Raw genomic sequence first — 23,598 nt, 5'->3', positions numbered from 1 at the left:
GACGAGTCGCGCGGAGTGTGCCCCGCAACCACTCGGACCGTCCGCCGGTCCGGCTCGCCCCGGGACCGCGTTGTGCCAATGGAGCCATCGTGAGCCACTTCTACTTGAGTCACGTTCGCACCGTCGACGAGGAGTGGGTGGCGTCGTTCTTTCACGACCTCTGCCGGGTCGTCGCCCAGCGCACGGGACGCTCCCCGGAAGCCGTGGGGGTCCGTGGGAAGCCGCACTCGTCGGACGTGTCGGTGGATCTGCTGGGCCGCTCCACCGTCCTGGTCGTGCTGCACTCGCCCCGCTACTTCAGCCAGTCGTACTGCCGGGCCGAGCTGTCCTACTTCCAGCGGCGCCTCAACATGCAGCGGTCCAGGACCGGGCACAGTGCGGACGCGGTCGTCCCCGTCATGTGGGAGCCCGACCCCGCGCACGCGCTGGACGCCGTCCTGCCGTACCCGCCCCTCGGCGCGCGGTCCCAGGCCTACCGGCGTGACGGGCTGCTGCACCTGCTGCGGCTGAAGGCGCGCTACCGGTCCGACTACGAGGAGGTGCTGAGGGCCACCGCCGACCGCATAGTCGTAGCCGCGGAGCAGCTGCCCGAGGTGTACGGATTCGATGCGGCCGGCAGCCATTCCCCCCTCGGCGCGCCGGTTCCCGCCGCCGGTCAGGCGGTGAGTTTCGTCGTGGCGTCCACGGCCGAGGACGACCTGCCCGAGGAGCGGCGCTCCAGCCAGTACTACGGGAAGACGGCCCTGGACTGGTCGCCCTACGCTCCGGGGGAGCACGAGGCGCTCGTCTCGCTGGTGAAGAACACCGCCACCGCCCTGGACTTCACCGCGACCGTGCTGCCGCTGGACCAGGAGACCGTCGACCGGATCAGCGGGGCAGGTGATCCCGAGCAGCTCGTCGTGCTCCTCGTGGACGCCTGGGTGGCCATGCGGCGGGAGAAACGCCGGCTGCTGGCGGCCGTGGACGACCGCAGCCCCGATGCGACCACGGCGCTCGAACCCAGGTCCCGCGACGACACCGAGTCGCTCGAACAGACCGTCACCCTCGACGAACTCCTGGACCGCGCGCTTCCCCTGATGCGAGGTCAGCACAGCGAGTACGACCGCTGGGGGCTGCCGGACGCGGAGAGCTTCACCTCCTCCCTGCGCAAGGTCCTCATCCGCCTCCAGAACGAGGCGCTCAAGTCCGTGGAGCCCGTTCGGTCACCGGCCACGCCGGCCGAAGGTCTCCGCACGTTTCCCCTGCTCGGAAGGTATTCCTCATGACGTTCGACTCGGGTGACGCCGGCACCCGCGAGTCCGGCACGATCGTCACGTTCTACTCGTTCAAGGGCGGCACCGGCCGCACCATGGCCCTGGCGAACGTGGCCTGGATCCTGGCGAGCCACGGAAAACGCGTGCTGGCCATGGACTGGGACCTGGAGGCGCCGGGGCTGCACCGCTACTTCGCCCCCTTCCTCGGCGACCCGGAGCTCGACTCCACGCCCGGTCTCATCGACCTGATCCGCGGGTTCGACCTGGCCAGGCCGCGGCCGGCCGACGGCGACTACAGCCAGTACGCGAGGGTGGAGCGCTTCGCCTCGACCCTGGCATGGAGCTTCGACAGCGGCGGCTACGTCGACTTCGTCTCCCCGGGGCGGAAGACCCCGGAGTACTCCGAGACGATCAACACGTACGACTGGAAGGGGTTCTACGACCGCCGGGGCGGCGCGGCCTTCCTGCACGCCCTGCGCGAGGACATGCGGCGCAACTACGACTACGCCCTGATCGACAGCCGGACGGGCTGGAGCGACACGTCCGGCATAACCACGATGGTCATGCCGGACGTACTGGTGGACTGCTTCACGCTGAACACCCAGTCGGTGGACGGCAGCGCCAGCGTGGCCGCGGACGTGCGGCGCACGGTCCCGCACGTCAAGATCCTCCCCGTGCCCATGCGGGTGGAGGACGCCGAGCAGGAGAAGCTGGTGATCAGCCGTGGCCACGCCCGGCAGCGCTTCCAGGAGTTCCTGAAGGACACGCCGCGGGCCGCCGACCCCGACGGCTACTGGGGCGCGGTGGAGATCCCCTACAAGCCGTTCTTCGCCTACGAGGAGGTGCTGGCCACCGTCGCGGACACGCCCCGCCAGCCCGCCTCGCTGCTGGGCGCCTACGAACGCCTCACCTCGGTGATCACGGACGGCCAGGTGACGGCCCTGCGTCCGGTCGAGGAGCCGGTGCGCAGGCAGCTGCTCGCCCGCTTCCAGCGGGTACCGGTACCCGGCGGCCGCCTCGTGCCCCGGGTGCGGGTCGACTACGCGCTGCGCGACGGCGCCTGGGCGGAGTGGATCGCGGCCCAGCTGCAGGCCGTGGGCATCGCCGTGTCGCTGCGCGGGAGCAGTCCCTCCGTGCCGCTGTCCAGCGGACCGGCGGACGGAGCCGACGTGGTCGTGGCGCTGCTCTCGCCCGACTTCGCGACCACACCGGTCGCGGACGAGGTGCGCGCCCTGGCGGCGGCCGCCGAAGGGCCCAGGATCATAGGGCTGCGCACGCGGGAGCACCAGCCCGAGCCGGCGCTGCGCGGGCTGCCCGGATTCACCCTGGTGGACGCGCCCGCCGCACAGGTGCTCAGCAAGTTCTTCGGCCTGCTGGAACTCGAGGCGCCGTCCTCCGAAGTAGGTGACGGCCTCACCTATCCGGGCCTGGCCCCCCGGATCTTCAACGTGCCGCGCCGCAACAACGCGTTCACCGGTCGCGACGTGCAGCTGGACCGGCTGCGGTCCGAACTCAGTTCCGAGTCCCTGCGTGCGGAGACACCGGTCGGCAGGGTCTTCCTGTACGGCCTCGGCGGGATCGGAAAGACCCAGATCGCGCAGGAGTACGTCCACCGGTACGGTTCCCAGTACGACCTCGTGCACTGGGTTCCGGCCGAACAGCCGAACCGCATTCCGCAGCTTCTTGCGGAACTCGGACTGGAACTGGGAATTCCGGGCGACACGGTCGACGAACGTGCCCAGGCAACCGTGACAGCGCTGAAAAACGGAGATCATGGTCGCTGGTTGCTGGTTTTCGACAACATCACCGAAAACCAGGACATGAACGGAGAGACCCAGGACCGGGACGAGGGAGACACCACAGTGGAGCGGTACCTTCCCGCCGAGGGGCCGGGACACGTCATCCTCACCGCCCGGCGGTCACCTCACGAGGAGAACCAGACCGCCGTGGAGGTCGACGCCTTCAACAGGTCCGAGAGCATCGCCCTGCTGCGCCGCAGGGTGGACGGACTCTCCGCGGAGGACGCCGACCGGATCGCCGAGACGCTCGGCGACTTCCCGATGGCGATGGAGCTCGCGGCGGCCTGGCTGCGGCAGACGGCCATGCCCCTGGACACCTACCTCGAACTGGTCAACAGCCGGGTCAGCACGGTGCTGAGCGGCACCGGCGGCAGCGGTGACAGCCAGCAGGAGTCCCTGCTGCCGGTCTGGCGGCTGACCGTCGACCGGCTCGGCAACGAGCGGCCCGCGGCGGTCCGCCTGCTCGAACTGTGCGCCTTCCTCTCGCCCGAGCCGATCGCGCACTCCCTCCTCTACAGCGACGCCATGCGCAACCGGCTCGCCGAGGAGACCGGCGACGAATCCGTGCTCGACCCGATGGTGATGGGGTACCTCATCCGTGACCTCGGGCGGTACGCGCTGGCCACGGTGGACCAGCAGAGCGGCTCCATCCAGGTCCACCGGCTGGTCCAGGCCGCGGTGCGCGAATGGCTGAAAGAGGACCCCGAGCGCGAGGAACGGACGCGGCGCCAGGCACAACTCGTGCTCGCGGGAGCGCTGCCCTCGGCCTCCCTCCCGGAGGACAGCGTCACGGTCCGGCAGCGCTTCGCGGAGCTGCTGCCCCACCTGGAACCTTCCGAGGCGCTGACCAACACCGACGCACGGGTGTGCGAGTGGGTCATCCGCCAGGTCCGCAACCAGTGGCGGATCGGCGACCACCGGGCCGCCGCCGCGTTGGGGCAGAAGGCGCTCGACATCTGGACGGACTCCCTCGGCGCGGACCATCACCTCAGGCTGCGGCTGGCCGCCCAGGTGGCCAACCCGCTCCGGTCCCAGGGCCGTTACCGGGATGCCCACGCGCTGGACGCCGACACCCTGCAGCGTCAGCGTGCGCAGCTCGGTGAGGACGACGGCTACACCTTGGTGACCGCCCGCAACTACGGCGCCGACCTGCGTGGCCTCGGCCGCTACCAGGAGGCTCACGACGAGGACGACAGGACCTACCAGCTCTACCTGAACAGCCAGCACTTCGGCGTGGACCACGAGGACACCCTGCGGGCCGCGAACAACCTCGGTGTCTCGCTCATTCTGGCCGGCAGGTCCTCGGACGCCCTGAAACGGGCGACCGAGACGTATCAGCGGTCCCGGCAGGCACTGGGGCTTCAGCACGTTCTCACGTGGGCTTTCGCGGGCAGCGTGGCGCTGGACCGCCGGGAGACGGGTGACTACCAGGGCTCCCTCGACCTGCTCATCGAGATCCGCAAACGGTTCGTCAACATCCTGAAGGACGAGCAGTCCGACGACGTGCTGCGCACGGACGCGTCCCTCGCGGTGACCCAGCGCCGCCTCGGCAACTACGCCGAGGCGGAGGCCCTGACGCGTTCCACCCTGAACGTGTACCGGCAGCGCTACGGCGAGGCGCACCCCGACACCATGTCGTGCACGGCCAATCTCGCCTGCGACCTGCTCGCCCTGTCGCTGGTGGACCCGGTCCGCGGGTCGGAGGCGGTGGACCTCGGGAAGCAGAACTTCGAGCGCTACCGCGAGCGTCTCGGCCCCGACCACCCCTTCACCCTGTCGGCCGCGACCAACCTGGTGGCCATCCTCAGGAACCGCGGCGAGACCGAGCCGGCGACGGAACTCGCCGAGGAGACGCTCCCGCTCCTCGTCGAGCGGCTGGGCGCCTCCCACCCCGCCACCGTCGCCTGCCGCGCCAACCGGGCCGGCGTGCTGTCCGCGCTGGGCCGGTACGACGAGGCGCTGGCCCAGGACGAGAAGGCCCGCGAGGCCTATCGCGCCCACTACCGCAATCACCACCCCCGGGTGCTCTGCGCGGAGTACAACGTCGCGCTGGGCCGCAGCCTCATGGGGGACGACAACACCTCCCAGGGCGTCCGCGGGGCGGTGCTGGCCGCCGAGCGTGAGTTCGGGCCGCACCACCCCCTGGTCCGGGTGATGAACGACCGGAAGCGGATCGACTTCGACCTGGAGATGCCGCCGGTCTGAGCCGGCCGTGCGCGTGGCCGCCCCGGAGCCGTGCCGGGGCGGCCACGGCACACCGCGTCAGTTGTGCAGAGTCGTCCCGTACCTGCGCACGAACCGGCGCACCGTACGGTTCATCTCCTCCTCCCGCCAGGCGGGCAGGCCCTCCAGCCGGGTGTGCGCCCCGGTGGCGCCGAGCAGTTCCCCGTCCACCACGAACAGGAACAGCAGCCCCACCGGGTACGCCGTGTCGAGCGCCCTGACCAGGTCGGCGTCCGGAGGATGCGGGACGATCACGACCACCGGTCCGAAGTCGTGCTCGTGCTCGCGCAGCGTCTCCTCGTCGTGGACGTCGAACTCCTCGCGCAGTTCCTCTCCGATGCGCTGCACCAGGTCGCCCAGGACGCCGGTGCCCGCGGTGAGCGCGACGACGAAGTGGTCCCAGGGCAACGGCTGTTCGCTGGCCCGGTGGATGTAGCGGCGGGCCGTGTCCGTGGAGAGCGCGGGCAGCACCGCGACCCTGGGGGAACCGGTGCCGAGCACCCCGCGCATCCGGTCCGCCTCGGCCGCGGGCACCCGGGCGTGGGTGACGCTCAGCTGGATGAGTTCCCGCGAGGCGTCCGGGCCGGACAGGGGCAGCAGCTCGGTGAGGGCCAGCCGCAGCGGGTCGGTCTCGGGCTCGCTCGGCCGTTCGGCCAGCAGACCCGAGGCGAGCCGGTGGCGCATCAGGGGGGACAGCGTCTCGACCGGAACGCCCAGCGTCGCGCCGGCCCGGCCCAGGCTCTGCGCATCCACCTCCCGCAGATGGTGGACCACCCGGTGGTGCACCTTCGCTCCGATCAGGTCGGCGCGCATCAGATCGAGTTGGGGCCTGATGTCGCGCCGTACGGATTCGATGTCGTCCTTTCCCGGCCACTCCACGGTCTGCCGTCTGTTCGGGCTGAGCGATCCCAGGCCGCTCTTCTCCAGTGCCTCCAGGGTCACTTCCGGGAGCATCAGCAGGATCACCGGGAAACCGTCGTGCCGGTTGCGCAGTTCCGCCATGGCCAGCTCGTTCTGCACGTGCTCGGACTTCAGGGCATGGTCGGACACGATCAGGAGCATGCCGTGGGCACGGCCCATGCCGTCGGAGATGGCCTCCATCCAGTCCTGTCCCGGTATCAGGGACTCCCGGTCCACGATGATCGGCTCGCAGCCCTCCTGGTACAGCAGTTCCTCCATGGCACGGCGGGCCGGCCAGCAGTTGCAGGGGCAGCCCGGCGGTTCGCTGCGGCTGAGGAATACATGGGGACCGGGCATGGGACTCCTCGTACGGGACCGTGACGTGTCAGGAAGCGGAGGGGGCGAAGGGGTCCGTGGCCCCGTGCGGCGGCGGGTGGGCGGCCGCGCGGATCCGGAACCAGCGGGTGCGGCCCGCGCCGAGTTCGACGGTGACCAGGCCGTCGGGATCCGGTCGCAGGACGGGTGGCGGCGCGTCGCGCGGGTGGTCCGGGAGATCGTCGGCGATCTGGATCAGCTCGGTCCCGGCGGCCGCCTCCGGCAGCGGGACCCGGGCGGTGACCGGCGCGTCGGCCGTGCTGGTCAGGCAGAGGACGGCCTGCCCCGCGTGGTCCCGGCGAACGGCGGTCACCCGCGCGGAGCCGGTGGGCGGCCGCTGCACTGCGCCGTGGCGCAGGGCCAGCTGTGCGGCGCGCGCCGCGAGCAGCGGGGCCGGGGTCGCGGCCGCCCGGCCTGCCGGTGCCAGGACCGAGGCGGGGACCTCCCGGCAGCCCGGCAGGGCCAGGAGCAGGCAGGCCTGCGGATGGGGGAGCCCGTCCGGCAGGGACCAGCTGTCGTGGGACCCGTTCAGGGCGGTCGTCGGCTCCGGGGGCGCGTGCAGGGTGAGGTGGCCGGCGCCGAGTGCGAAGTCGGAGGTGCCCGTCGTGACGACCGCCGCCTGCGGATAGGCGTCCAGCAGATGGCGCAGCCGGACGAGCAGGGAGGCCGGCCACCGGGCCGTGCCGCCGAGCCGGAGCCCGTCGACCGAGGCCTCCAGCAGGTCGCGGGCCCGGCCGAGCAGTTCGCCGTGCGGGGTGTCCTCGCCGGGCGGCGCCAGTTCCACCAGTACGCGCAGCCCCTGGTCGCGTGCCCCCGCCAGCAGGGCGGCGAACTCCGCCGAGTCCGGCGGCAGGGCGGCCGGCAGGCAGACGTGCCCGACGCCCCGGCGCCGGATGCCGGCCGGCAGCCCGGCCACGTCCTCCGGCAGCACCACCCCGACGCTGTCCCGGAGCCAGCCGGGCCCCGCCCCCTCGGGCGGTGCGGGCACGGGCCCCGGGGTGAGCAGATGGGTCCGGCCGTCCTCCGCGCGGATCTCCACCTCGCCGCCGTGCCCCGACACCAGCAGCAGCCCGCCCGTCGCCGGATGGACCTCCCGCACCCGGAAGGGCATCGGCACCGCCGTGACCGCCCCGCCCGCCGGCCAGGCCAGCCGCAGCAACCGGTCCCCGCCGTCCGCGGCCACGACCAGTCCCGCGTCGCCGGCCAACGCGAGCGAGGACGCGGGCGCCGGCAACGTGCCCAGCAGGGCGGCCGCACCGGCCGCCGCCACCCCGTACACCCGCCCGTCCGCACAGCCCCAGACCACCGCCCCCGACCACGGATCCCCGCACAGGGCCGTGACCCCGCCCCCCGGAGCCTGCTGCCGCCGTCCGGGACCGGTGGCCGGGCCTGCGGCCAGGTCGTGAACCGTCACCCCGCCGTGCGCGTCGGCCACGGCCACCAGGCCGGCCCGGACCGAGGCCCACAGGTGTGTCACCGGCGCGGGATGCGACAGCGTGCCCAGCGTCCGGCCGGGGTCCCCGTCGTCGACGAGGAGGACGTCGTTCCCGGTGGCCAGGCACAGCACGCCGCGTTCCCGGGTCCGGGACCAGCCCACGGCCGACGGCTGCTCGGACAGCGGGTGCAGGACGGCGTCGGCCGTGCCGTCCACGGCCGACGTCACCACGTGCAGTCCCTTGGCGCTCACCACCGCCGTGGCCGCGGGCCCCGCGTCGGCGACCGCGAGCAGGCGCGGCTGCTCGGGCAGATCCACGCAGAGCACGGACTCGCCGTCGTCGACGCGCAGGGCGGTCCGGCCGTCCGCGGTGGTCGCGGCCGCCGCCCGGTGGCCCGCCCGTGCGCACAGCAGCGTGCCGCCGAGCTCCGCCTGCGCGGCCAGCAGCGTGCCGTCCGCGCGGACCTCGGCGGCCACGCTGACGCCCAGGGCGGTGTATTCGCCGTCGTACAGGTCCAGTTCGTGCCACTGGGTGCCGGGCAGCGCGCCGCGCAGCCGCAGCTGGACGCGGCCCGCCCCGCTCGCCCCGCAGACCAGGGCGTCCCGCTCCGGGGGCCGGCTCAGCACCAGGCCCTGCGCCGAGGCCCGGACGCCGATGTCCACCTCGGTGTGGACCAGTGCCCGTACCGTCCGCACCTCGTCGGCGGTGGCCCGGGTCAGCAGGGCACGCGGCGGCTCCATGCCCAGCCGCTCCGCCGCCATCAGCTGCAGCCGCCAGGCCGGCAGGGAATCCCGTACGGCGGCCGGCAGCCGGGGCAGGAAGCGCAGGATCCAGCGACTGGCCTCGGCCGCCGCGACACCCTCGGCGAGCACCTGCCGGAAGAGCGGGGCCAGCGTCCGTTCGACCTCGGCCTCGGCGGGCGGCGGACCGGTCGTCGCCGACCACAGCAGCTCCTCGAAACCGCGGACCAGGGGCGGTGCGCTGCGATGGGCGGCGAGGGTGAAGTCGCGGACCGAGCCGAGCAGGTCCAGGTCATGGTCGTACAGCTCGCGCCGCAGCTCCGCGCTGACCTCCGGGTACAGCACCAGCGCGCGGCTGTCGGCGGCCTCCACCAGCGGTGAGAAGTACAGCCTCGCCTCCAGGCCGGCGCTGCTGTCCGGGGCGAAGCGGAGCCGGGCGCTTCTGAGGAAGTACGGCTCCGCCTGCGCGGCCAGGCACAGCGACCTGGCCAGCCGTACCACGGCGGGCCGGTGCCGGCGCTCCTCCGCTATCAGCTGGAAGGCGGTGCGCTCGGGGGCCGCCGTCATCGTCGCCTCGCCCGGCGCGGGTCCCGGCGGGCCGCGGTCTGCGCGAGCCGTACGGACACCCGGCGGTCCAGCGGAACCAGCGCGACCGTCCGCCGCACGGCCGCCGGGTACTCCTCGGCGGGATAGGGCGTCAGGCAGACGACGGGGTTGCCCGCCTCCCGCAGCCGGCGCAGGTACGGCAGCCAGCTCGCCGGCGGCGAGTGGTGGCGGCCCGGTGCCGGCGGCCGCAGGTGCCCGAGGTCGGAGAGCAGGAGCACCGGCTGCCCGTACGGCGGCACCGGGTGGGGCTCCCAGGTGCGTCCCCGGTCGCGGCTGACCCCCTGGGCGATGCGCACGTCCAGCACGCGCAGGCCGCCCGGCGGCAGGATGCGGCCCGCGAGCCGGGTGATCCACTCCTGGTCGTGCCGGAACGGCCGCATCGACTCGCCGCGGTCGAGCAGCAGCAGTGCTCCGGCCCGGGTGGTGGTCCGCTGCCGGTAGGGCACCCGCGGCCGGCCGGGCTGACCACCGGCGAGACTGCGCACGACCAGGTCCACCAGCCGGGGGTGGTCGACGGCGCGTCCGGTCGTGCGCGTGCCGGCCATCGCGAGGAAGACGGCCCGCTCGGTCCGCGGGTCCCAGGGCGGGGCGGGCCGTGGCTGGGCCGTCGGCCAGGGCACGTCGAACGCCTCGGGGTGGCCGAGGAGTTCGCCGGTGCCGTCGTCCGGGGGATCGGGCAGGCCGGTCTCGCGCCACTCCGGCCGTTCCGCGCCCCGGCCCGGTGCCGGGTGCGCGGCGCGGACCAGCAGCAGCGAACCGCCGGTGGCCGACCGGGTGTCCGGGCCGGGGACCTGTTCGGGCGGGGCCGGGGTCCGGCGGTACGGACCCGGGCCGGTGGCGTCCCCCGCACCGCGGCCGGGCGGGGTGTCCGCGCCGCGGGTCCGGCCCGGGGTTCCGGTGCCGGTCCCCGGGCGGCTCGCGCCGCCCGCCGTCCCCTCGCCCCGGAACGCCTGCCCCGGGTCCGCGGCGTGGCGGGCGGGACCGTCGGTGGTCAGCGCCAGTCCCAGGGCCGCGGCCAGCGTGGTCAGGCCGTCGGTGTCGGACACCCCCAGGGCGCGGGCCGCCCGCAGCAGTTCCCCCAGGCGGGCCGGGCTTCGGCTCATGTGTAGGAGAAGGGGTCGGCGGAGCCCTTCATCATGGCGAGGTCCGCGACCGCCCGCCACTCCGGCGATTCGACCGTCAGGTCCATCTGGTGGCAGGCCCGCAGGGTGTCCAGGAACTCGGCGGTGCTCGCCGCCGGCCGGGACGCCACCGACTCGTGCTCGAACATGTCGGCCAACTCCGCTGTGAGCGCCTCGTCGTAGTCGTCCCCCATGTGCAACCGGGCGACCTTCAGCAGGTGTTCGCGATCGGGTGCGTCCAGCCTCAGCTGGATGCAGCGGCGCAGGAAGGCGGTGGACAGCTCCCGTTCCTCGTTGCTCGTGATCACCACCAGGGGTGCGCCCGTGCCCTCGGCCGCGGTCACCGTGCGGCGGTCGGGGCCCACGAAGCGGAGGTTGTTGAGCGGATCGAGGAGGGCGTCCGGGACATCGGGGTCGGCCTTGTCGATCTCGTCGATGAGGACCACCGCGGGCCGGTCGCGGAACGCGGGCAGGCCCTCCTCGTCCACGGCCGGGTCGAGCGCCTTCCACAGCGGGCCGGGCCGGAAGTAGGCCCGCGAGCCGGGGGCCTGGAGCAGGCCCTGCGTGGCGTCGTTGAGCTGGCGGAACGCCTCCTCGCGCCAGAGCAGGTCGTGCGGTTCGGTGCGGGCGGTGACCACCTCGGCGTAGTAGCGGAACCGCATCAGCCGTGCCACGTTCGGCGCCAGCGCCGACTTGCCCGAGCCGGGCGGGCCGAGTACGAGCAGCGGGCGGCCGGACGCCAGAGCGACGTTGACGGCGAGGACGGTCCGGTGGTCGAAGAGGTAGACCTGGTCGTCGAGGCGGCCCGTGCCGCGCGCGGGCGTACGGCCGGTCGGCGCAGGCCGGTAGGTCTCCTCGGCCGGGTCGAAAAGCTTGATCAAGCCCACTGCCCCCCATTGTCAGCCCGTGGTTCCGGCGCACCGCACCCCGTTGCACTCTTCCCCTCGGGGCGTACGGCCACTACTCCGTCGACGAATATGGCCGACCGCGCGGTTCTCCCGGAGCGGCCGGAACCGCCGCGGAATCCGCGCAACCCGCGGCGTCCGCGGGACGATCCGCGGGTCCGGGAAACCGTCAGGTGCGCAGCCGGCGCCGTATCCGGACCTCGGGCAGCGCCGCAGCCTCCGGCACCCCGCTGCCCGGCTGTCCGGCTGCGTCGGCCGTCCTCGCCGCCCCGGCCGCTCCGGCCGCTCCGGCCGCTCCGGCCGCTCCGGCCGCTCCGGCCGGCCGGACCCCCGGCCCGCCGGTCACCAGGTTCACCCGGCTCAGCCAGGGCGCCCGGCGCAGACCGGCCGGTACCGGCAGGTCCGGCCACGGATCGATGTCCAGGAACATGACGGCTGAGGACTCCAGCGCCGTCAGATCCCTCAGGTTCGGGCAGCGCAGCACCCGCAGCGAGCGCAGCGACCGGCAGCCGCCCAGCTCCGGCAGGGCGGTGAGCGACGGGTCGTCCGCGAGGACCAGCGAGCGCAGTCCGGGCAGCCGCGGCAGGAGTGCGGCCAGCTCGTCCACCGGGCCGGTGCAGCGCAGTTCGGTCACGGCGGTGTCCGCCCGGAGCAGGGCGCGCAGCTCCGCGGCCGACCGCGCGTCCGCCCGCCGCACGGCGGGACGGGGCGGCGGGCTGCCGGCCGACAGCCGGCGCGGCCGGCCGCCCGTCGTCGCGAGGACACTGCGCGGGGTGCCGGTGCCCGCCTCGGCGGTCCGCAACTGGCCGAGGAGCTCGCGCAGTTCGGCGGACGGGTGCCGGACGAGCAGCTCGTCGGTGTCCGCGCCGGGCGAGCGCGCCAGGTGCTGGGCCGCCAGGAAGGTCCTGATCTCGGGGCCGGGAAAGGCCACGGTGTCGGGTCCGGGCCGGAAGACCACGCCGGCCCGGTCCGCGAGCGCGACCAGCAGCCGTTCGGGCGAGGCGGCGTCCGAGGCACCGGGGTCGCGCAGCGCGCCGAGCGCGGTCCGCAGCGGGATGCGGGAGCTGTCCAGGCCGAGGGCGGCGACGGCCAGCAGGCCGGAGGCGGTCCGCAGGACGCTGTCGGGCACCTGGTCGGCGGCGAGGCCGGGCACGGGCACGGAAGGTGAGGACGGCCCGGCCGGCTCCTCCCGGACCCGCCGCCACACCGCCGAGACGCCCGCGCGCAGCAGACGGTGCCGCGGCACCGGTTCCGGCCGGCCCGGATCGCCCGCTGCCCGCAGCAGTGCCGCGGCGGCGGCCGGGCGGCCGGCGACTCCGAGGAGCAGCGGATCGGTGTCGAACCGCCGGAGCAGCGCGATCACGGCCCGCCGGTCGCCGGAGGCCCCGGAGGACGTCGCCGCGAGCGAGCCGAGCAGGGCGCGGACCCCGTCCGGGGGCAGGGGCCCGAGGCCGGTGACCCGGAAGGCGTCCCCGAGCCGGGCCCAGGGCACTCCGGTGCCGTTCGTGGCGATGACGCAGGGCGCCTGGGGGTGGGTTCGCAGCAGGTGGAGGAGCCACTCCCAGACGGCGGCGCGGTTGCCCACGGGCACCGCGTCCAGGTCGTCGACGGCCAGGAAGGCCTGGCCGGAGCGCAGCTGGCGGGCGGCCCAGCCGGCCGGCTCCTGCGGCGCCGCCAGCGGGGCGAGCGTCGGCACCAGTCCGTCGAGGCGGGGCAGCGCCCCCGACCGTGCCGACAGCACGAACGGTATCCGGCAGCCCCATGGCGGGCGGCCCGCGCCGGCCCGTCCCGGCACCATGTCGCCCAGCGCCCTCGCGGCCAGTCGCGCCAGTTCGGTGCTGTGCCCGGTCCCGGGCGGCCCGACGAGGAGGATCCGCCGTCCCAGCTCCGGCAGCGCATCGGCGGACAGAACGTCCTCCGCGGGCGGCGAAGCCCTCTCGTCCGGAGCCCTCTCGTCCGGAGCCCTCTCGTCCGGAGCCCTCCCGTCCGGAGCCCTCCCGTCCGAAGCGCTCCCGTCCGGAGCCGCGTTCCGGGCGGCCGCGGGGTCGCGGCGGGTCAGGGTGCGGGGGACCGTCGTCGCGGGCAGGGCCGGGGCCACCTCCTTGCGGAACTGCTCGGTGAAGGCCGCGTCCTCCGCCGACAGCGCGTCGGGTGCCTCCCCGGCGAACCGGTCGTCCAGCTCGGGCGCGGGGGCCGCGGCTTCGGTCATCGCCGTCATGCGGGCCACGATCGCGTCGAGCACCCGGTCCAGGGCCGCGCGGTACCGCGGGGCCTGCATGGTCATCAGCGCCAGCCCCAGCGAGCGGTACTCGGGCAGCCGGTCCGCGGAGAACACGTCGGCGGTCGCGACCGGTCCCGGCAGCCGCCGGTCGACCGGCTCCCACACGAGGGGCAGGGCCGTCTGCGGGGTGACCCCGGTACGGGCCTGTCCCAGGCGCCGGCGCAGCGCCAGGATCGCCCAGTCGTGCTGGGCGGGACCCTCGTTGAAGTACGCCGGACTGCACAGGGCCAGCACGACGTCCGCCGTCCCGACGCCGTACGAACCGGCCTGGCCGTCCGGCGGGCCGGACGGCGGGACCAGGCGGTGGAAACGCGGGCCGTCGGCGATTTCCAGACGCCGTCTCAGCTCGTCCAGGAATCTGGCGACCCAGGCCTCGTCCCTGCCGTGCGCATAGCTGACGGCATAGCGGTACACGGGCACCATCTCATCCCCCGCTGTGTGGCTTGCGTACCTGCCTGGTCCTCAGTTTCGCACGAGACCGGGCAACCGGCCGTGGCACAATTCAGGCCATCAACTCCATTCTTTCCAGGCTTTATTGACAAACCGCCCGGCATGGCCGCCGGCCCGTCCCGGAGAAGTCAGGGTGATCGCCGTCGACAGCCCCCTCCGCCGCGACGAACTCGTGGCCCAGTTGCGCGCGTTGGGAATCCGGTCCGGGGACACGCTGCTCGTGCACGCGTCCCTGGGTGCCGTCGGGCCGGTGCGGGGGCGGGCGCGGACCGTCGCCGACGCCCTGCTGGAGACGCTGGGTCCGGACGGCACCCTCGTCGTCTACACCCAGACTCCCGACAACTCCGATCCCTCCCGCTGGCCCGTCACGCGCGGGTATGCCGTGCCCGCGGCGGAGTGGCCCCGGCTGCGCGCGACCATGCCCGCCTTCGACCGCGAGCGGACCCCGAGCTTCCGGGTCGGTGTGCTGCCGGAGGAGGTGCGCGCCCGTTCCGGGGCGCTGCGCAGCGGCCACCCCCAGAGTTCGTTCGCCGCTCTGGGCCCGGCCGCCGCGCGGATCACCGCCGGGCACGCCCTGGACTGCCACCTGGGCGAGGACTCCCCCCTCGCCCGCCTGGAGGAACTGGGTGCCCGCATCCTGCTGCTGGGCGTGGACTACTCCGTGTGCACCGCCTTCCACCTGGCCGAGTACCGCGTGCCGGGCCGGGGCACCCGCCTCTACGGCTGTGCGGTCGCCGACGGCCCGGAGGGGCGGCGCTGGCACCGCTACCGCGACGTGGACTTCGACGCGTCGGACTTCCCGGCGCTGGGCCGCTGCTACGCGTCGCTGCCGGAGCGTCCGGTGGCCCGGGGCCGGGTGGGGGCCGCATGCTGTCTGCTGTTCGACCTGGCGCCGGCGGTGGCGTACGCGGAGAGATGGCTGGTCGAACACCGGCCGGGCGGTGTGCCCCGATGCGCCGGAGCGGAGGGCTGACGGCGCCGGGCGCGTGCCGTCCGCCCGGCGGCAGTCTCAGCAGGGTTCCGCCGGGTCGTTCCTGTGGAGCTTCTCCAGGTACGTGTGGGCCAGTGCGGTGGCGCGGGTGAACCAGTCGGTGAGGACGGCGAGTTCGTCGGGGGTGTAGTCGGCGAACAGTTCGGCGAGGCGGGCGTAGTGGCCGGCGTAGACCGCCTCGACGCGGGTGACGGCGTCCGGGACCGCGGCGACCCGGACCCGGCGGCGGTCGTCGGGGTCGGGGCGGCGGGTGACGTAGCCCGCGCGTTCCAGGCGGTTGAGGATGCCCGTCACCGCGCCGGTCGTCACGTGGGCGCGGGCGGCCAGGTCGCCCGCGGTCAGCAGGGCGTCGCCCGCCTCCAGGACGAAGGCGAAGCAGGTGAGGTCCGTGACGCTCACCCCGAGCCGCCGGGCCAGTTCCTGCTGGCCGATCACGTGGGCCGCGATGAGGTGGTCCATGGCGGACAGCGTCCGGGCCGGGTCCGCCGGCGGTCGTGGCTTGCCGTGCATGGTCGTTCCCGTTCCCTGGAGATCCGCAGATTCCCTTACTGCGTGAGAGGTATGGGGAGTAAATTTCTCACCCGGTGAGGGATTCTAGTCGCCCTCATGTCGGGCCGGGTGTTTCCGCTGCCTATGAGGGGAGACGGGTACGTGAGTCAGCACGACGAAGGCCACACGGTGGCAGGGTGGACCGGTACCGCGATCGCGACCGTCGGGAGCGGCCTGCTGGGACTGGGCGTGTGCACGGTCTCGGCCGCCGCCCTGGCCGCCGGGCTCGCGGTGTGTGCCGTGAGCGTCCTGGTCACCTGGTATCTGCATCTCGCGGGCTGGGGCAAGCCGCCGGGCCCGCGGCCCCGGGCGCAATGGCCGCTGCGGGTGCGGGACACCGGCGCCCGCGACGGCCACCCCGGCTGCGTCTCGTGCCGGCTGGCGGGCCGGGGGCGGCGTACCGCGTCGGAGCCCAGGCCGGTGTCCGGCCTCGGTGGGGCGGAGCCGGCGACCGCGGAGGCCGACGGCTGACCGGGAAGGGCCGACGGCTGGCCGGGAGGGGCCGACGGCTGGCCGGGAGGGGCCGACGGCTGGCCGGGAGGGGCCGACGGGCACGGCCCGGCTGCTGTCCCGGGCCGTTGTCGGTGCCACCCCCTACGCTCGCGGGTGATGGCACAGGTGTGGAGATGCTCGGGGCTGCGGTGGTCGGACGACGGTCCCGTGCTGCGGTGGAGCGGTGGGCGGCGCAGTCCGCTCGGCCGGGGGAAGCGGGTGGCCTTCGGGGTCGCTGAAGCGGGTGTGCGGGAGTGCGTGGGGGCGCGCGGGCATGCCTGTCCGACCCGGACACCCGTCTCGGGGCGGAGTACCGGGGCCCGCTGCGAGGAGTGCGCGCGGCTGGACCGGGCGCATTCCGTGGCCGCCGACACCATCGCCGACGACCCCCGGCCGTACCACGTGTACCTGGCGTGGTTCGGGCCCGGCATGGTCAAGGTGGGGATCACGGCGGTCGAGCGGGGCCCGGCCCGGCTGCTGGAGCAGGGGGCGGTGTGTTTCAGCTGGCTGGGCGCCGGGCCGCTGATGGCCGCCCGGCGGGCCGAGGAGCTGTTGCGGGCCGCGCTGCGGGTGCCGGACCGGATCCCGTACGGCGACAAGCGCGTCGTACGTGCCCTGCTGCCGGCGGGCCGGGCCGAGCGGGCGGCCGAGATCGAGGGACTGCACGCGCTTGCTGTCGCGCTCGGCGGCTGGCCCGAGTCGCTCGTCCCGCAGCCGTGCCAGGTCGTCGATCACGTGGCGGTGTTCGGGCTGGAGGGGGTGGCCGCCGCCGTCGGTGAGGTGGCCGAGCTGGTGCCGGGCGGTGTGCTGGACGGTGAGCTGGTCGCGGCGGCCGGGCCGGATCTGCACCTCGCCACCCGGCGCGGTGTCGTCGTCCTTGACACGCGCTTGCTGCCCGGCTGGGAACTGACCGCTGCCGGGGGCGGGGAGGACGGCCGACTCCGGTTGCCGGTAAGGGAGTTCGAGGCCCCGCAGGACGGCCTCTTCTGAGCGTCGGCGGCTCCGCGTCAGGTCCTCGCCGCGCGGGATCCGGGCCGGGTCGGTAGGCTCTCATCAGCGGCTCATCGGCAGTTCACGAACGGTCCGGGGCGTGGCCCGGACGGACATGGTCCGCACAGCGCGGCGCGAGCGCGGTCACGAGTTCATGCACGAGTGATGGGATTCCCAGGTGTTCCCTGAGAGGCGCCTGTGCGTTTCTTAGGGAAAACACAGATTACTGAAAGCGTGTTCTCAGAGGACCCCGACAAGGTGTCCACCATGACCACGACCTCGCCCCAGGGGCGCACCGAACTGCTGAGGCCGGACGGGAGCCCCGTCCGAGTGCTTGTGGTGGACGACGAGCTGTCGATCACCGAACTCCTTTCCATGGCCCTCCGGTACGAGGGCTGGCAGATCAGGAGTGCGGGCGACGGCCAGGGCGCCATCCAGACCGCCCGGGAGTTCCGCCCCGACGCCGTCGTCCTCGACATGATGCTGCCCGACATGGACGGCCTCACCGTGCTGGGGCGCCTGCGGCGCGAACTGCCGGACGTGCCGGTGCTGTTCCTGACCGCGAAGGACGCGGTCGAGGACCGGATCGCGGGCCTCACCGCCGGCGGCGACGACTACGTCACCAAACCGTTCAGCCTCGAAGAGGTCGTGGCCCGGCTGCGCGGGCTGATCCGCCGCTCCGGCGCCGCCGACCGGCGGTCCGACTCCGTGCTCGTCGTCGGTGACCTCACCCTGGACGAGGACAGCCACGAGGTCTCGCGGGCCGGGGAGTCGATCCACCTCACCGCCACCGAGTTCGAGCTGCTGCGCTTCCTGATGCGCAACCCGCGCCGGGTGCTCAGCAAGGCCCAGATCCTGGACCGGGTGTGGTCGTACGACTTCGGCGGGCAGGCCAACGTGGTCGAGCTCTACATCTCGTACCTGCGAAGGAAGATCGACGCCGGCCGGGAGCCGATGATCCACACCCGGCGTGGCGCCGGTTACCTCATCAAGCCAGCCGCGTCATGAGCGGGCGACGACGGCCGCGTACGCAGAAACGACGAGCGGGAAAACCGCGCACCCTGCGGACCCGGCTCGTCGTCGCGTCCGTGGTGCTGATCGCCGTGGTCTGCGCGGTGATCGGCACGGTGACGACGCTGGCGCTGCGGTCTCATCTCTACGAGCAGCTCAACGACCGGCTGAGTGAGGTCGCCGCGCGCGTGGCACCCCGGGACTTCGGGGGGCCGCCGAACGGACTCAAGGCAGGGTCCGGCGCGCCCAGCCAGAAGCAGGTCCAGGACACGAATCTCGAGCAGTTCGTCGCCAGGGGACCGCAGCCGGACGGCACGATCGCGGCCAAGATCGTGAACGGCACCATCACCGATGCCCGGATCGGCGTGAAGTCCAAGGCCGAGGACAACTTCTCGATGAGCGCCAAGTCCCTCTCGAACGCTCAGCTGAAGGTGCTCAACTCGGTTCCCCAGGACAACGACAAGCACACGGTCGACATCCCCGGGCTGGGCACCTACCAGGTCGCCTACTCCTCCAACGGCACCAACGCCTACTACGTCGCCATCCCGACCGCGGACGCCGACAACACCATCAGCACCCTGATCCTCGTCGAGATCAGCGTCACCGTCGCCGGTCTGGTCGCCGCCACCCTCGCCGGCACCGTCATCGTCGGTGTCGCCACCCGCCCCCTGCGCCGGGTCGCCGCCACCGCCACCCGGGTCTCCGAACTCCCCCTGCACACCGGCGAGGTGAACCTCAGCGAGCGGGTGCCGGAGTCCGAGTGCGACCCGCACACCGAGGTCGGCCAGGTCGGCTCCGCGCTCAACCGGATGCTCAACCACGTGCACGGCGCCCTGCACGCCCGCCAGCAGAGCGAGATGCGGGTACGGCAGTTCGTCGCCGACGCCAGTCACGAGTTGCGCACCCCGCTCGCCTCCATCCGCGGGTACGCGGAACTCACCCGGCGCGGACGGGAGCAGGTCGGGCCCGACACCCGGCACGCCCTCGGCCGTATCGAGTCCGAGGCCGGGCGGATGACCCTGCTCGTGGAGGACCTGCTGCTGCTCGCCCGGCTGGACGCGGGGCGTCCGCTGCAGTTCGAGCACACCGATCTCATCCCGCTCGTCGTCGACACGATCAGCGACACGCGTGCCGCCGGCATGGACCACAACTGGCGCCTGGACCTGCCCGACGAGCCGGCGCTGGTCGCCGCCGACGCGGCCCGGATCCAGCAGGTGCTGATCAACCTGCTCGGCAACGCGCGCAAGCACACCCCGCCGGGGACCACCGTCACCGCCCGCATCCAGCGGCGCGGGCCGTGGATGTGCGTGGACGTCGAGGACAACGGGCAGGGCATCCCGGCGGACCTGCTGCCGCACGTCTTCGAGCGGTTCGCGCGCGGTGACTCCGCGCGGTCCCGGTCCACGGGGTCCACCGGGCTCGGGCTCGCCATCGTGCAGGCCGTCGCGACCGCACACGGCGGCGCCGTCACCGTGGACAGCGCGCCCGGCCGTACGGTGTTCACCCTCTATCTGCCCGCGCTTGCCCCGGCGGCCCCGCAACCCTCCCCCGAAACGAACTGGCAATCGCACTCACAGGCACAGCACAGTGCCACCACATGGGTGCAACAGGGCGCTTGACGAGAGTCGATGCCATGCGAACCGACTCTTCTCCCGGCACCCTGCCGGCGCGGGAGCACCTCCCGGCCGGCAACGCCGGAACGCCTGTCCTGGACGTAGTGATCCCCGTCTACAACGAGGAGAAGGACCTCGGCCCATGCGTCCGCAGACTGCATGGGCACCTCAAGCGAACGTTTCCGTACGCATACCGCATCACCATCGCGGACAACGCGTCCACGGACACCACCCCCCAGGTGGCCGAGCAGCTTGAGGCGGAGATCGCCGAGGTGAAGTCGTTCCGGCTGGAGCAGAAGGGCCGCGGCCGTGCGCTGCGCACCGTCTGGTCGGCCTCGGACGCGCCGATCCTCGCGTACATGGACGTGGACCTGTCGACCGACCTGAACGCGCTGCTGCCGCTGGTGGCGCCGCTCATCTCCGGCCACTCCGACCTGGCGATCGGTTCCCGGCTGGCCCGCTCGTCGCGCGTGGTGCGCGGCGCCAAGCGGGAGTTCATCAGCCGCTCGTACAACCTGATCCTGCGCGGCTCGCTGCAGGCCCGCTTCTCGGACGCGCAGTGCGGCTTCAAGGCGATCCGCCGCGATGTCGCACAGGTGCTGCTGCCGATGGTCGAGGACACCGGCTGGTTCTTCGACACCGAGATGCTGGTGATCGCCGAGCGCGCGGGTCTGCGCATCCACGAGGTGCCGGTCGACTGGGTCGACGACCCGAACTCGACCGTGCACATCGTGAAGACGGCGACCGAGGACCTCAAGGGCGTGTGGCGGGTCGGCAAGGCCCTGGCCACCGGTTCGCTGCCGCTGGACCGGGTCGCCCGGCCGTTCGGCGACGACCCGCGCGACCGCGACATCCAGGACGTGCCGAAGGGCCTGGCCCGCCAGCTCGTCGGGTTCTGCGTGGTCGGCGGCCTGTCGACCCTCTTCTACCTGGTCCTCTACAGCCTCTTCCGGGAGTTCTCCGGCTCGCAGGTCGCCAACGCGCTCGCGCTGCTGGTGTCGGCGGTGGCGAACACGGCCGCCAACCGGCGTCTCACCTTCGGGGTGCGCGGCCGGGGCGGGGCGGTCCGGCACCAGGCGCAGGGCCTGGTCGTCTTCGGTATCGGCCTCGCGCTGACCAGCGGTTCCCTCGCCGCCCTGAACGCGGCGAGCAGCGACCCGGCGCACTCCACCGAGCTGGCGGTGCTGGTCGCCGCCAACCTCGCGGCGACCGTGCTGCGCTTCCTGCTCTTCCGCGCCTGGGTCTTCCCGGACCGCGACGGCACCGGCCGGCCGGAGTCGACGGTGGTGGCCCAGCACAACCCGTCGTCCCCGACGTACCCGGCCGGCGGACACCAGCCGTACCAGCAGCCGCACCAGCCGCAGGGCCCGCTCCCGCAGCGCCCGGCGCACCCGCCGTACCCCCAGAGCGGCACCACGACCACCCAGTTCCGCGCCGGTGAAGCCGCGGACGGCACCTGGAGGGACGCCACCATGCAGTTGCAGCCGGTGCGCCCCCACGACACCGAGCCGGGGGACCCCCGATGAGCACCGACACCGAGCACACACCCCAGTGGGGCCCGCCCCCGACCGCACCCCCCACGGCTCCCCCGCAGCCGCAGCAGGCCCCCGAGGTCCCGGTGGCGCCCGCCCCCGGCTCCGGTGAACCGAAGCAGCCCCTCGCCCGGAGACTGTGGCGCGGCCGCCCCGAGGACCCCCGCTGGGTACGCCCGGCCTTCTTCGGCCTGCTGCTCGCCACCGCGGTGCTGTACTTCTACAACCTGAGCGTCAACGGCTACTCCAACTCCTTCTACTCGGCCGCCGTCCAGGCCGGCACCAAGAGCTGGAAGGCGATGTTCTTCGGCTCGCTGGACGCGGGCAACGCGATCACCGTCGACAAGCCCTCGGCGTTCCTGTGGCCGATGGAGATCGCGGCCCGGATCTTCGGCCTGAACACCTGGACGATCCTCGGCCCCGAGGTCCTCATGGGCGTCGGCACGGTCGCGGTCGTCTACGCCTCCGTGCGCCGCCGGTTCAGCCCCGCGGCCGGGCTGATCGCGGGCGCCGTGCTCGCGCTCACCCCCGTCGCGGCGCTGATGTTCCGGTTCAACAACCCGGACGCCATGCTGGCCCTGCTGATGGCGCTGGCCTGCTACTTCGTGGTCCGGGCCGTCGAGGACGGACGGACGAGGTGGCTGGTGTGGGCGGGCGTGGCGATCGGCTTCGCCTTCCTCGCCAAGACGCTCCAGGCGTTCCTGATCCTGCCGGCGCTGGCGTTCGTGTACGCGGCCGTCGGCCCGCACACGTGGAAGAAGCGCATCGGGCAACTGGCCCTGGCCACCGGCGCGCTGGTCGTCTCCGGCGGCTGGTGGGTGGCGATCGTCGAGCTGTGGCCGGCCTCCTCCCGCCCCTACATCGGCGGCTCCCAGGACAACAGCTTCCTGTCGCTGACCTTCGGCTACAACGGCCTCGGCCGCATCAGCGGCGACGAGACCGGCAGCGTCGGCGGCGGTGGCGGCGGCACCGGCTCCGGCCGCTGGGGCGCGACCGGCTGGGACCGGATGTTCAACGACGAGATCGGCAGCCAGATCTCCTGGCTGATCCCGGCCGCGCTGATCCTCCTGGTCGCCGGTCTGGTGGCGACCCGCAAGCTGAGGCGGACCTCGGTGACCCGGGCCTCGTTCCTGGTCTGGGGCGGCTCGCTGCTGATGACCATGATCGTGTTCAGCTACATGGCGGGCATCTTCCACCAGTACTACACGGTCGCCCTCGCCCCCTACATCGCCGCCGTGGTCGGCATGGGCGCGGGTCTGCTGTGGGAGAAGCGCGCCGAGCTGTGGGCGTCGATCACCCTCGCCGCCGCCGTGGTCTCGGCCGCGGTCTGGGGCTACGTCCTCCTCAACCGCACCTCCACCTACCTGCCCTGGCTGAAGTACCTGGTCCTGATCGGCGGCCTGGCCGCCGCGCTCGGCCTGATCTTCGCGGGCCGGATCTCCCGGCAGCTCGCCCTCGGGGCGGCCGCGGTCGGCCTGCTGGCCGCACTGGCGGGCCCGACGGCGTACACCTTCTCCACGGTGAACTCCGCGCACACCGGCTCCATCCCGACGGCCGGTCCGGCCGGTGCGAGCATGATGGGCTTCGGCGGCGGTGGCGGTCCCGGCGGTGGCCGGGGCGGCTTCGGCGGCGGCACGGGCGGTGGTGGCTTCGGCCAGAACCAGCAGGGTGGCAACGGCACCACGCAGGGCCAGGGCCAGAACGGGACCGGTGGCTTCCCGGGCGGCACCGGCAACGGCACCGGCGGCTTCGGCGGCGGCACGGGCGGCGGCTTCGGCCAGAACCAGCAGAACGGCAACGGCAGCACGCAGGGCCAGAACGGCACCGGCGGGTTCCCCGGCGGCGGCCGGACGGGCGAGGCCGGCGGCATGGGCGGCGGCGGTGGCGCCGGCGGCCTGCTGAACGGCGCGACCGTCTCCTCCGAGGCCAAGGCGCTGCTGCAGAAGAACTCCTCCCGGTACACCTGGGTCGCGGCAGCCGTCGGCGCCCAGAACGCGGCGAGCTACCAGCTCTCCACCGGCGACGCGGTGATGGCGATCGGCGGCTTCAACGGCACCGACCCGTCCCCGACGCTCGCCCAGTTCGAGAAGTACGTGGCCGAAGGCAAGATCCACTACTTCGTCTCCTCCGGCACCGGCGGCGGCATGACGGGCGGCAGCAGCAGCGGCACGTCCTCGCAGATCTCCTCCTGGGTCGAGAAGAACTTCAAGAAGGTGACGGTGGGTTCGTCCACCTTCTACGACCTCACGCAGAAGACGAGCAGCAGCTGACGGACTCCTGAGCGACGGGCGAAGGGCGGTGACCTCGGTCACCGCCCTTCGGTGTGCCCGG

The 23,598-nt window shown here is 73.5% G+C and carries 15 protein-coding genes; 9 read left to right on the top strand and 6 right to left on the bottom strand.

The genetic code is table 11. The features are described from left to right. Positions 1 to 89: 89 nt before the first annotated feature. A complete protein-coding gene (fsxC, locus tag ACIQVL_RS16055) occupies positions 90 to 1,265 on the top strand; it encodes an FxsC protein (protein ID WP_403475580.1) in 1,176 nt (391 codons plus the stop codon). Further along, positions 1,262 to 5,257: an FxSxx-COOH system tetratricopeptide repeat protein gene (fxsT, locus tag ACIQVL_RS16050; protein ID WP_403428303.1), complete on the top strand. Its 3,996-nt coding sequence runs from the start codon at positions 1,262 to 1,264 to the stop codon at positions 5,255 to 5,257. Before fsxC ends, fxsT begins: the two co-directional genes overlap by 4 nt. Before the next feature lie 57 nt (positions 5,258 to 5,314). On the opposite strand, the gene ACIQVL_RS16045 is transcribed toward fxsT, so the two are convergent. The 5 genes from ACIQVL_RS16045 to ACIQVL_RS16025 form a co-directional block, all read right to left on the bottom strand. Further along, positions 5,315 to 6,532 carry a toll/interleukin-1 receptor domain-containing protein gene (locus tag ACIQVL_RS16045; RefSeq protein WP_403428301.1) on the bottom strand — a complete coding sequence of 406 codons (1,218 nt, stop codon included), beginning with the start codon at positions 6,530 to 6,532 and terminating at the stop codon, positions 5,315 to 5,317. Positions 6,533 to 6,560: 28 nt separating this feature from the next. Further along, positions 6,561 to 9,293 (bottom strand): hypothetical protein, encoded by a 2,733-nt coding sequence (locus ACIQVL_RS16040; protein ID WP_403475579.1) that lies wholly within the window; start codon positions 9,291 to 9,293, stop codon positions 6,561 to 6,563. Beyond that, a complete protein-coding gene (locus ACIQVL_RS16035) occupies positions 9,290 to 10,435 on the bottom strand; it encodes a hypothetical protein (protein ID WP_403428298.1) in 1,146 nt (381 codons plus the stop codon). Before ACIQVL_RS16035 ends, ACIQVL_RS16040 begins: the two co-directional genes overlap by 4 nt. Continuing rightward, positions 10,432 to 11,340 (bottom strand): AAA family ATPase, encoded by a 909-nt coding sequence (locus ACIQVL_RS16030; RefSeq protein WP_403428296.1) that lies wholly within the window; start codon positions 11,338 to 11,340, stop codon positions 10,432 to 10,434. The genes ACIQVL_RS16035 and ACIQVL_RS16030 overlap by 4 nt, the downstream gene beginning before the upstream one ends. Before the next feature lie 187 nt (positions 11,341 to 11,527). Then, positions 11,528 to 14,062 (bottom strand): large ATP-binding protein, encoded by a 2,535-nt coding sequence (locus ACIQVL_RS16025; protein ID WP_403475578.1) that lies wholly within the window; start codon positions 14,060 to 14,062, stop codon positions 11,528 to 11,530. 160 nt (positions 14,063 to 14,222) lie between these two features. On the opposite strand from ACIQVL_RS16025, the gene ACIQVL_RS16020 reads away from it, so the two are divergent. Continuing rightward, positions 14,223 to 15,062: an aminoglycoside N(3)-acetyltransferase gene (locus tag ACIQVL_RS16020; protein ID WP_403428292.1), complete on the top strand. Its 840-nt coding sequence runs from the start codon at positions 14,223 to 14,225 to the stop codon at positions 15,060 to 15,062. Positions 15,063 to 15,098: 36 nt separating this feature from the next. Here ACIQVL_RS16020 and ACIQVL_RS16015 read toward each other — a convergent pair whose 3' ends face one another. Further along, on the bottom strand, positions 15,099 to 15,590 hold the full coding sequence (locus tag ACIQVL_RS16015) for a MarR family winged helix-turn-helix transcriptional regulator (RefSeq protein ID WP_403428289.1): 492 nt from the start codon (positions 15,588 to 15,590) through the stop codon (positions 15,099 to 15,101). Between the two features lie 123 nt (positions 15,591 to 15,713). Here ACIQVL_RS16015 and ACIQVL_RS16010 point away from each other — a divergent pair, with 123 nt between their 5' ends. From ACIQVL_RS16010 to ACIQVL_RS15985, 6 genes are all read left to right on the top strand, one after another. Then, positions 15,714 to 16,100 (top strand): HGxxPAAW family protein, encoded by a 387-nt coding sequence (locus ACIQVL_RS16010; protein ID WP_403428288.1) that lies wholly within the window; start codon positions 15,714 to 15,716, stop codon positions 16,098 to 16,100. A gap of 138 nt (positions 16,101 to 16,238) precedes the next feature. Continuing rightward, complete coding sequence (locus ACIQVL_RS16005; RefSeq protein WP_403475577.1) at positions 16,239 to 17,111, top strand: DUF2797 domain-containing protein; 873 nt, start codon at positions 16,239 to 16,241, stop codon at positions 17,109 to 17,111. A 267-nt stretch (positions 17,112 to 17,378) separates the two neighbouring features. Further along, positions 17,379 to 18,119, top strand: a complete 741-nt coding sequence (locus tag ACIQVL_RS16000) for a response regulator transcription factor (RefSeq protein ID WP_150134013.1) — start codon at positions 17,379 to 17,381, stop codon at positions 18,117 to 18,119. Next, positions 18,116 to 19,741, top strand: a complete 1,626-nt coding sequence (locus tag ACIQVL_RS15995; protein ID WP_403428284.1) for an ATP-binding protein — start codon at positions 18,116 to 18,118, stop codon at positions 19,739 to 19,741. Before ACIQVL_RS16000 ends, ACIQVL_RS15995 begins: the two co-directional genes overlap by 4 nt. A gap of 14 nt (positions 19,742 to 19,755) precedes the next feature. After that, positions 19,756 to 21,261, top strand: a complete 1,506-nt coding sequence (locus ACIQVL_RS15990) for a glycosyltransferase (RefSeq protein ID WP_403475576.1) — start codon at positions 19,756 to 19,758, stop codon at positions 21,259 to 21,261. Further along, positions 21,258 to 23,537, top strand: a complete 2,280-nt coding sequence (locus tag ACIQVL_RS15985) for a glycosyltransferase family 39 protein (RefSeq protein WP_403475575.1) — start codon at positions 21,258 to 21,260, stop codon at positions 23,535 to 23,537. The genes ACIQVL_RS15990 and ACIQVL_RS15985 overlap by 4 nt, the downstream gene beginning before the upstream one ends. Positions 23,538 to 23,598 lie beyond the last annotated feature (61 nt).

It is taken from the genome of Streptomyces sp. NPDC090499 (assembly GCF_044769305.1).
In the GTDB taxonomy this organism is placed as follows: domain Bacteria; phylum Actinomycetota; class Actinomycetes; order Streptomycetales; family Streptomycetaceae; genus Streptomyces.
This window is presented reverse-complemented; position numbering and strand designations above follow the sequence as displayed.

Bases quoted from the DNA above. Each gene is read 5' to 3' on its own strand.
- ACIQVL_RS16015 (WP_403428289.1), bottom strand. From the start codon at position 15,590: ATGCACGGCAAGCCACGACCGCCGGCGGACCCGGCCCGGACGCTGTCC.
- ACIQVL_RS16025 (WP_403475578.1), bottom strand. From the start codon at position 14,062: ATGGTGCCCGTGTACCGCTATGCCGTCAGCTATGCGCACGGCAGGGAC.
- ACIQVL_RS16000 (WP_150134013.1), top strand. From the start codon at position 17,379: ATGACCACGACCTCGCCCCAGGGGCGCACCGAACTGCTGAGGCCGGAC.
- fxsT (WP_403428303.1), top strand. From the start codon at position 1,262: ATGACGTTCGACTCGGGTGACGCCGGCACCCGCGAGTCCGGCACGATC.
- ACIQVL_RS16040 (WP_403475579.1), bottom strand. From the start codon at position 9,293: ATGACGGCGGCCCCCGAGCGCACCGCCTTCCAGCTGATAGCGGAGGAG.
- ACIQVL_RS16005 (WP_403475577.1), top strand. From the start codon at position 16,239: ATGGCACAGGTGTGGAGATGCTCGGGGCTGCGGTGGTCGGACGACGGT.
- ACIQVL_RS15995 (WP_403428284.1), top strand. From the start codon at position 18,116: ATGAGCGGGCGACGACGGCCGCGTACGCAGAAACGACGAGCGGGAAAA.
- ACIQVL_RS15985 (WP_403475575.1), top strand. From the start codon at position 21,258: ATGAGCACCGACACCGAGCACACACCCCAGTGGGGCCCGCCCCCGACC.
- ACIQVL_RS16045 (WP_403428301.1), bottom strand. From the start codon at position 6,532: ATGCCCGGTCCCCATGTATTCCTCAGCCGCAGCGAACCGCCGGGCTGC.
- ACIQVL_RS15990 (WP_403475576.1), top strand. From the start codon at position 19,756: ATGCGAACCGACTCTTCTCCCGGCACCCTGCCGGCGCGGGAGCACCTC.
- ACIQVL_RS16035 (WP_403428298.1), bottom strand. From the start codon at position 10,435: ATGAGCCGAAGCCCGGCCCGCCTGGGGGAACTGCTGCGGGCGGCCCGC.
- ACIQVL_RS16010 (WP_403428288.1), top strand. From the start codon at position 15,714: ATGAGGGGAGACGGGTACGTGAGTCAGCACGACGAAGGCCACACGGTG.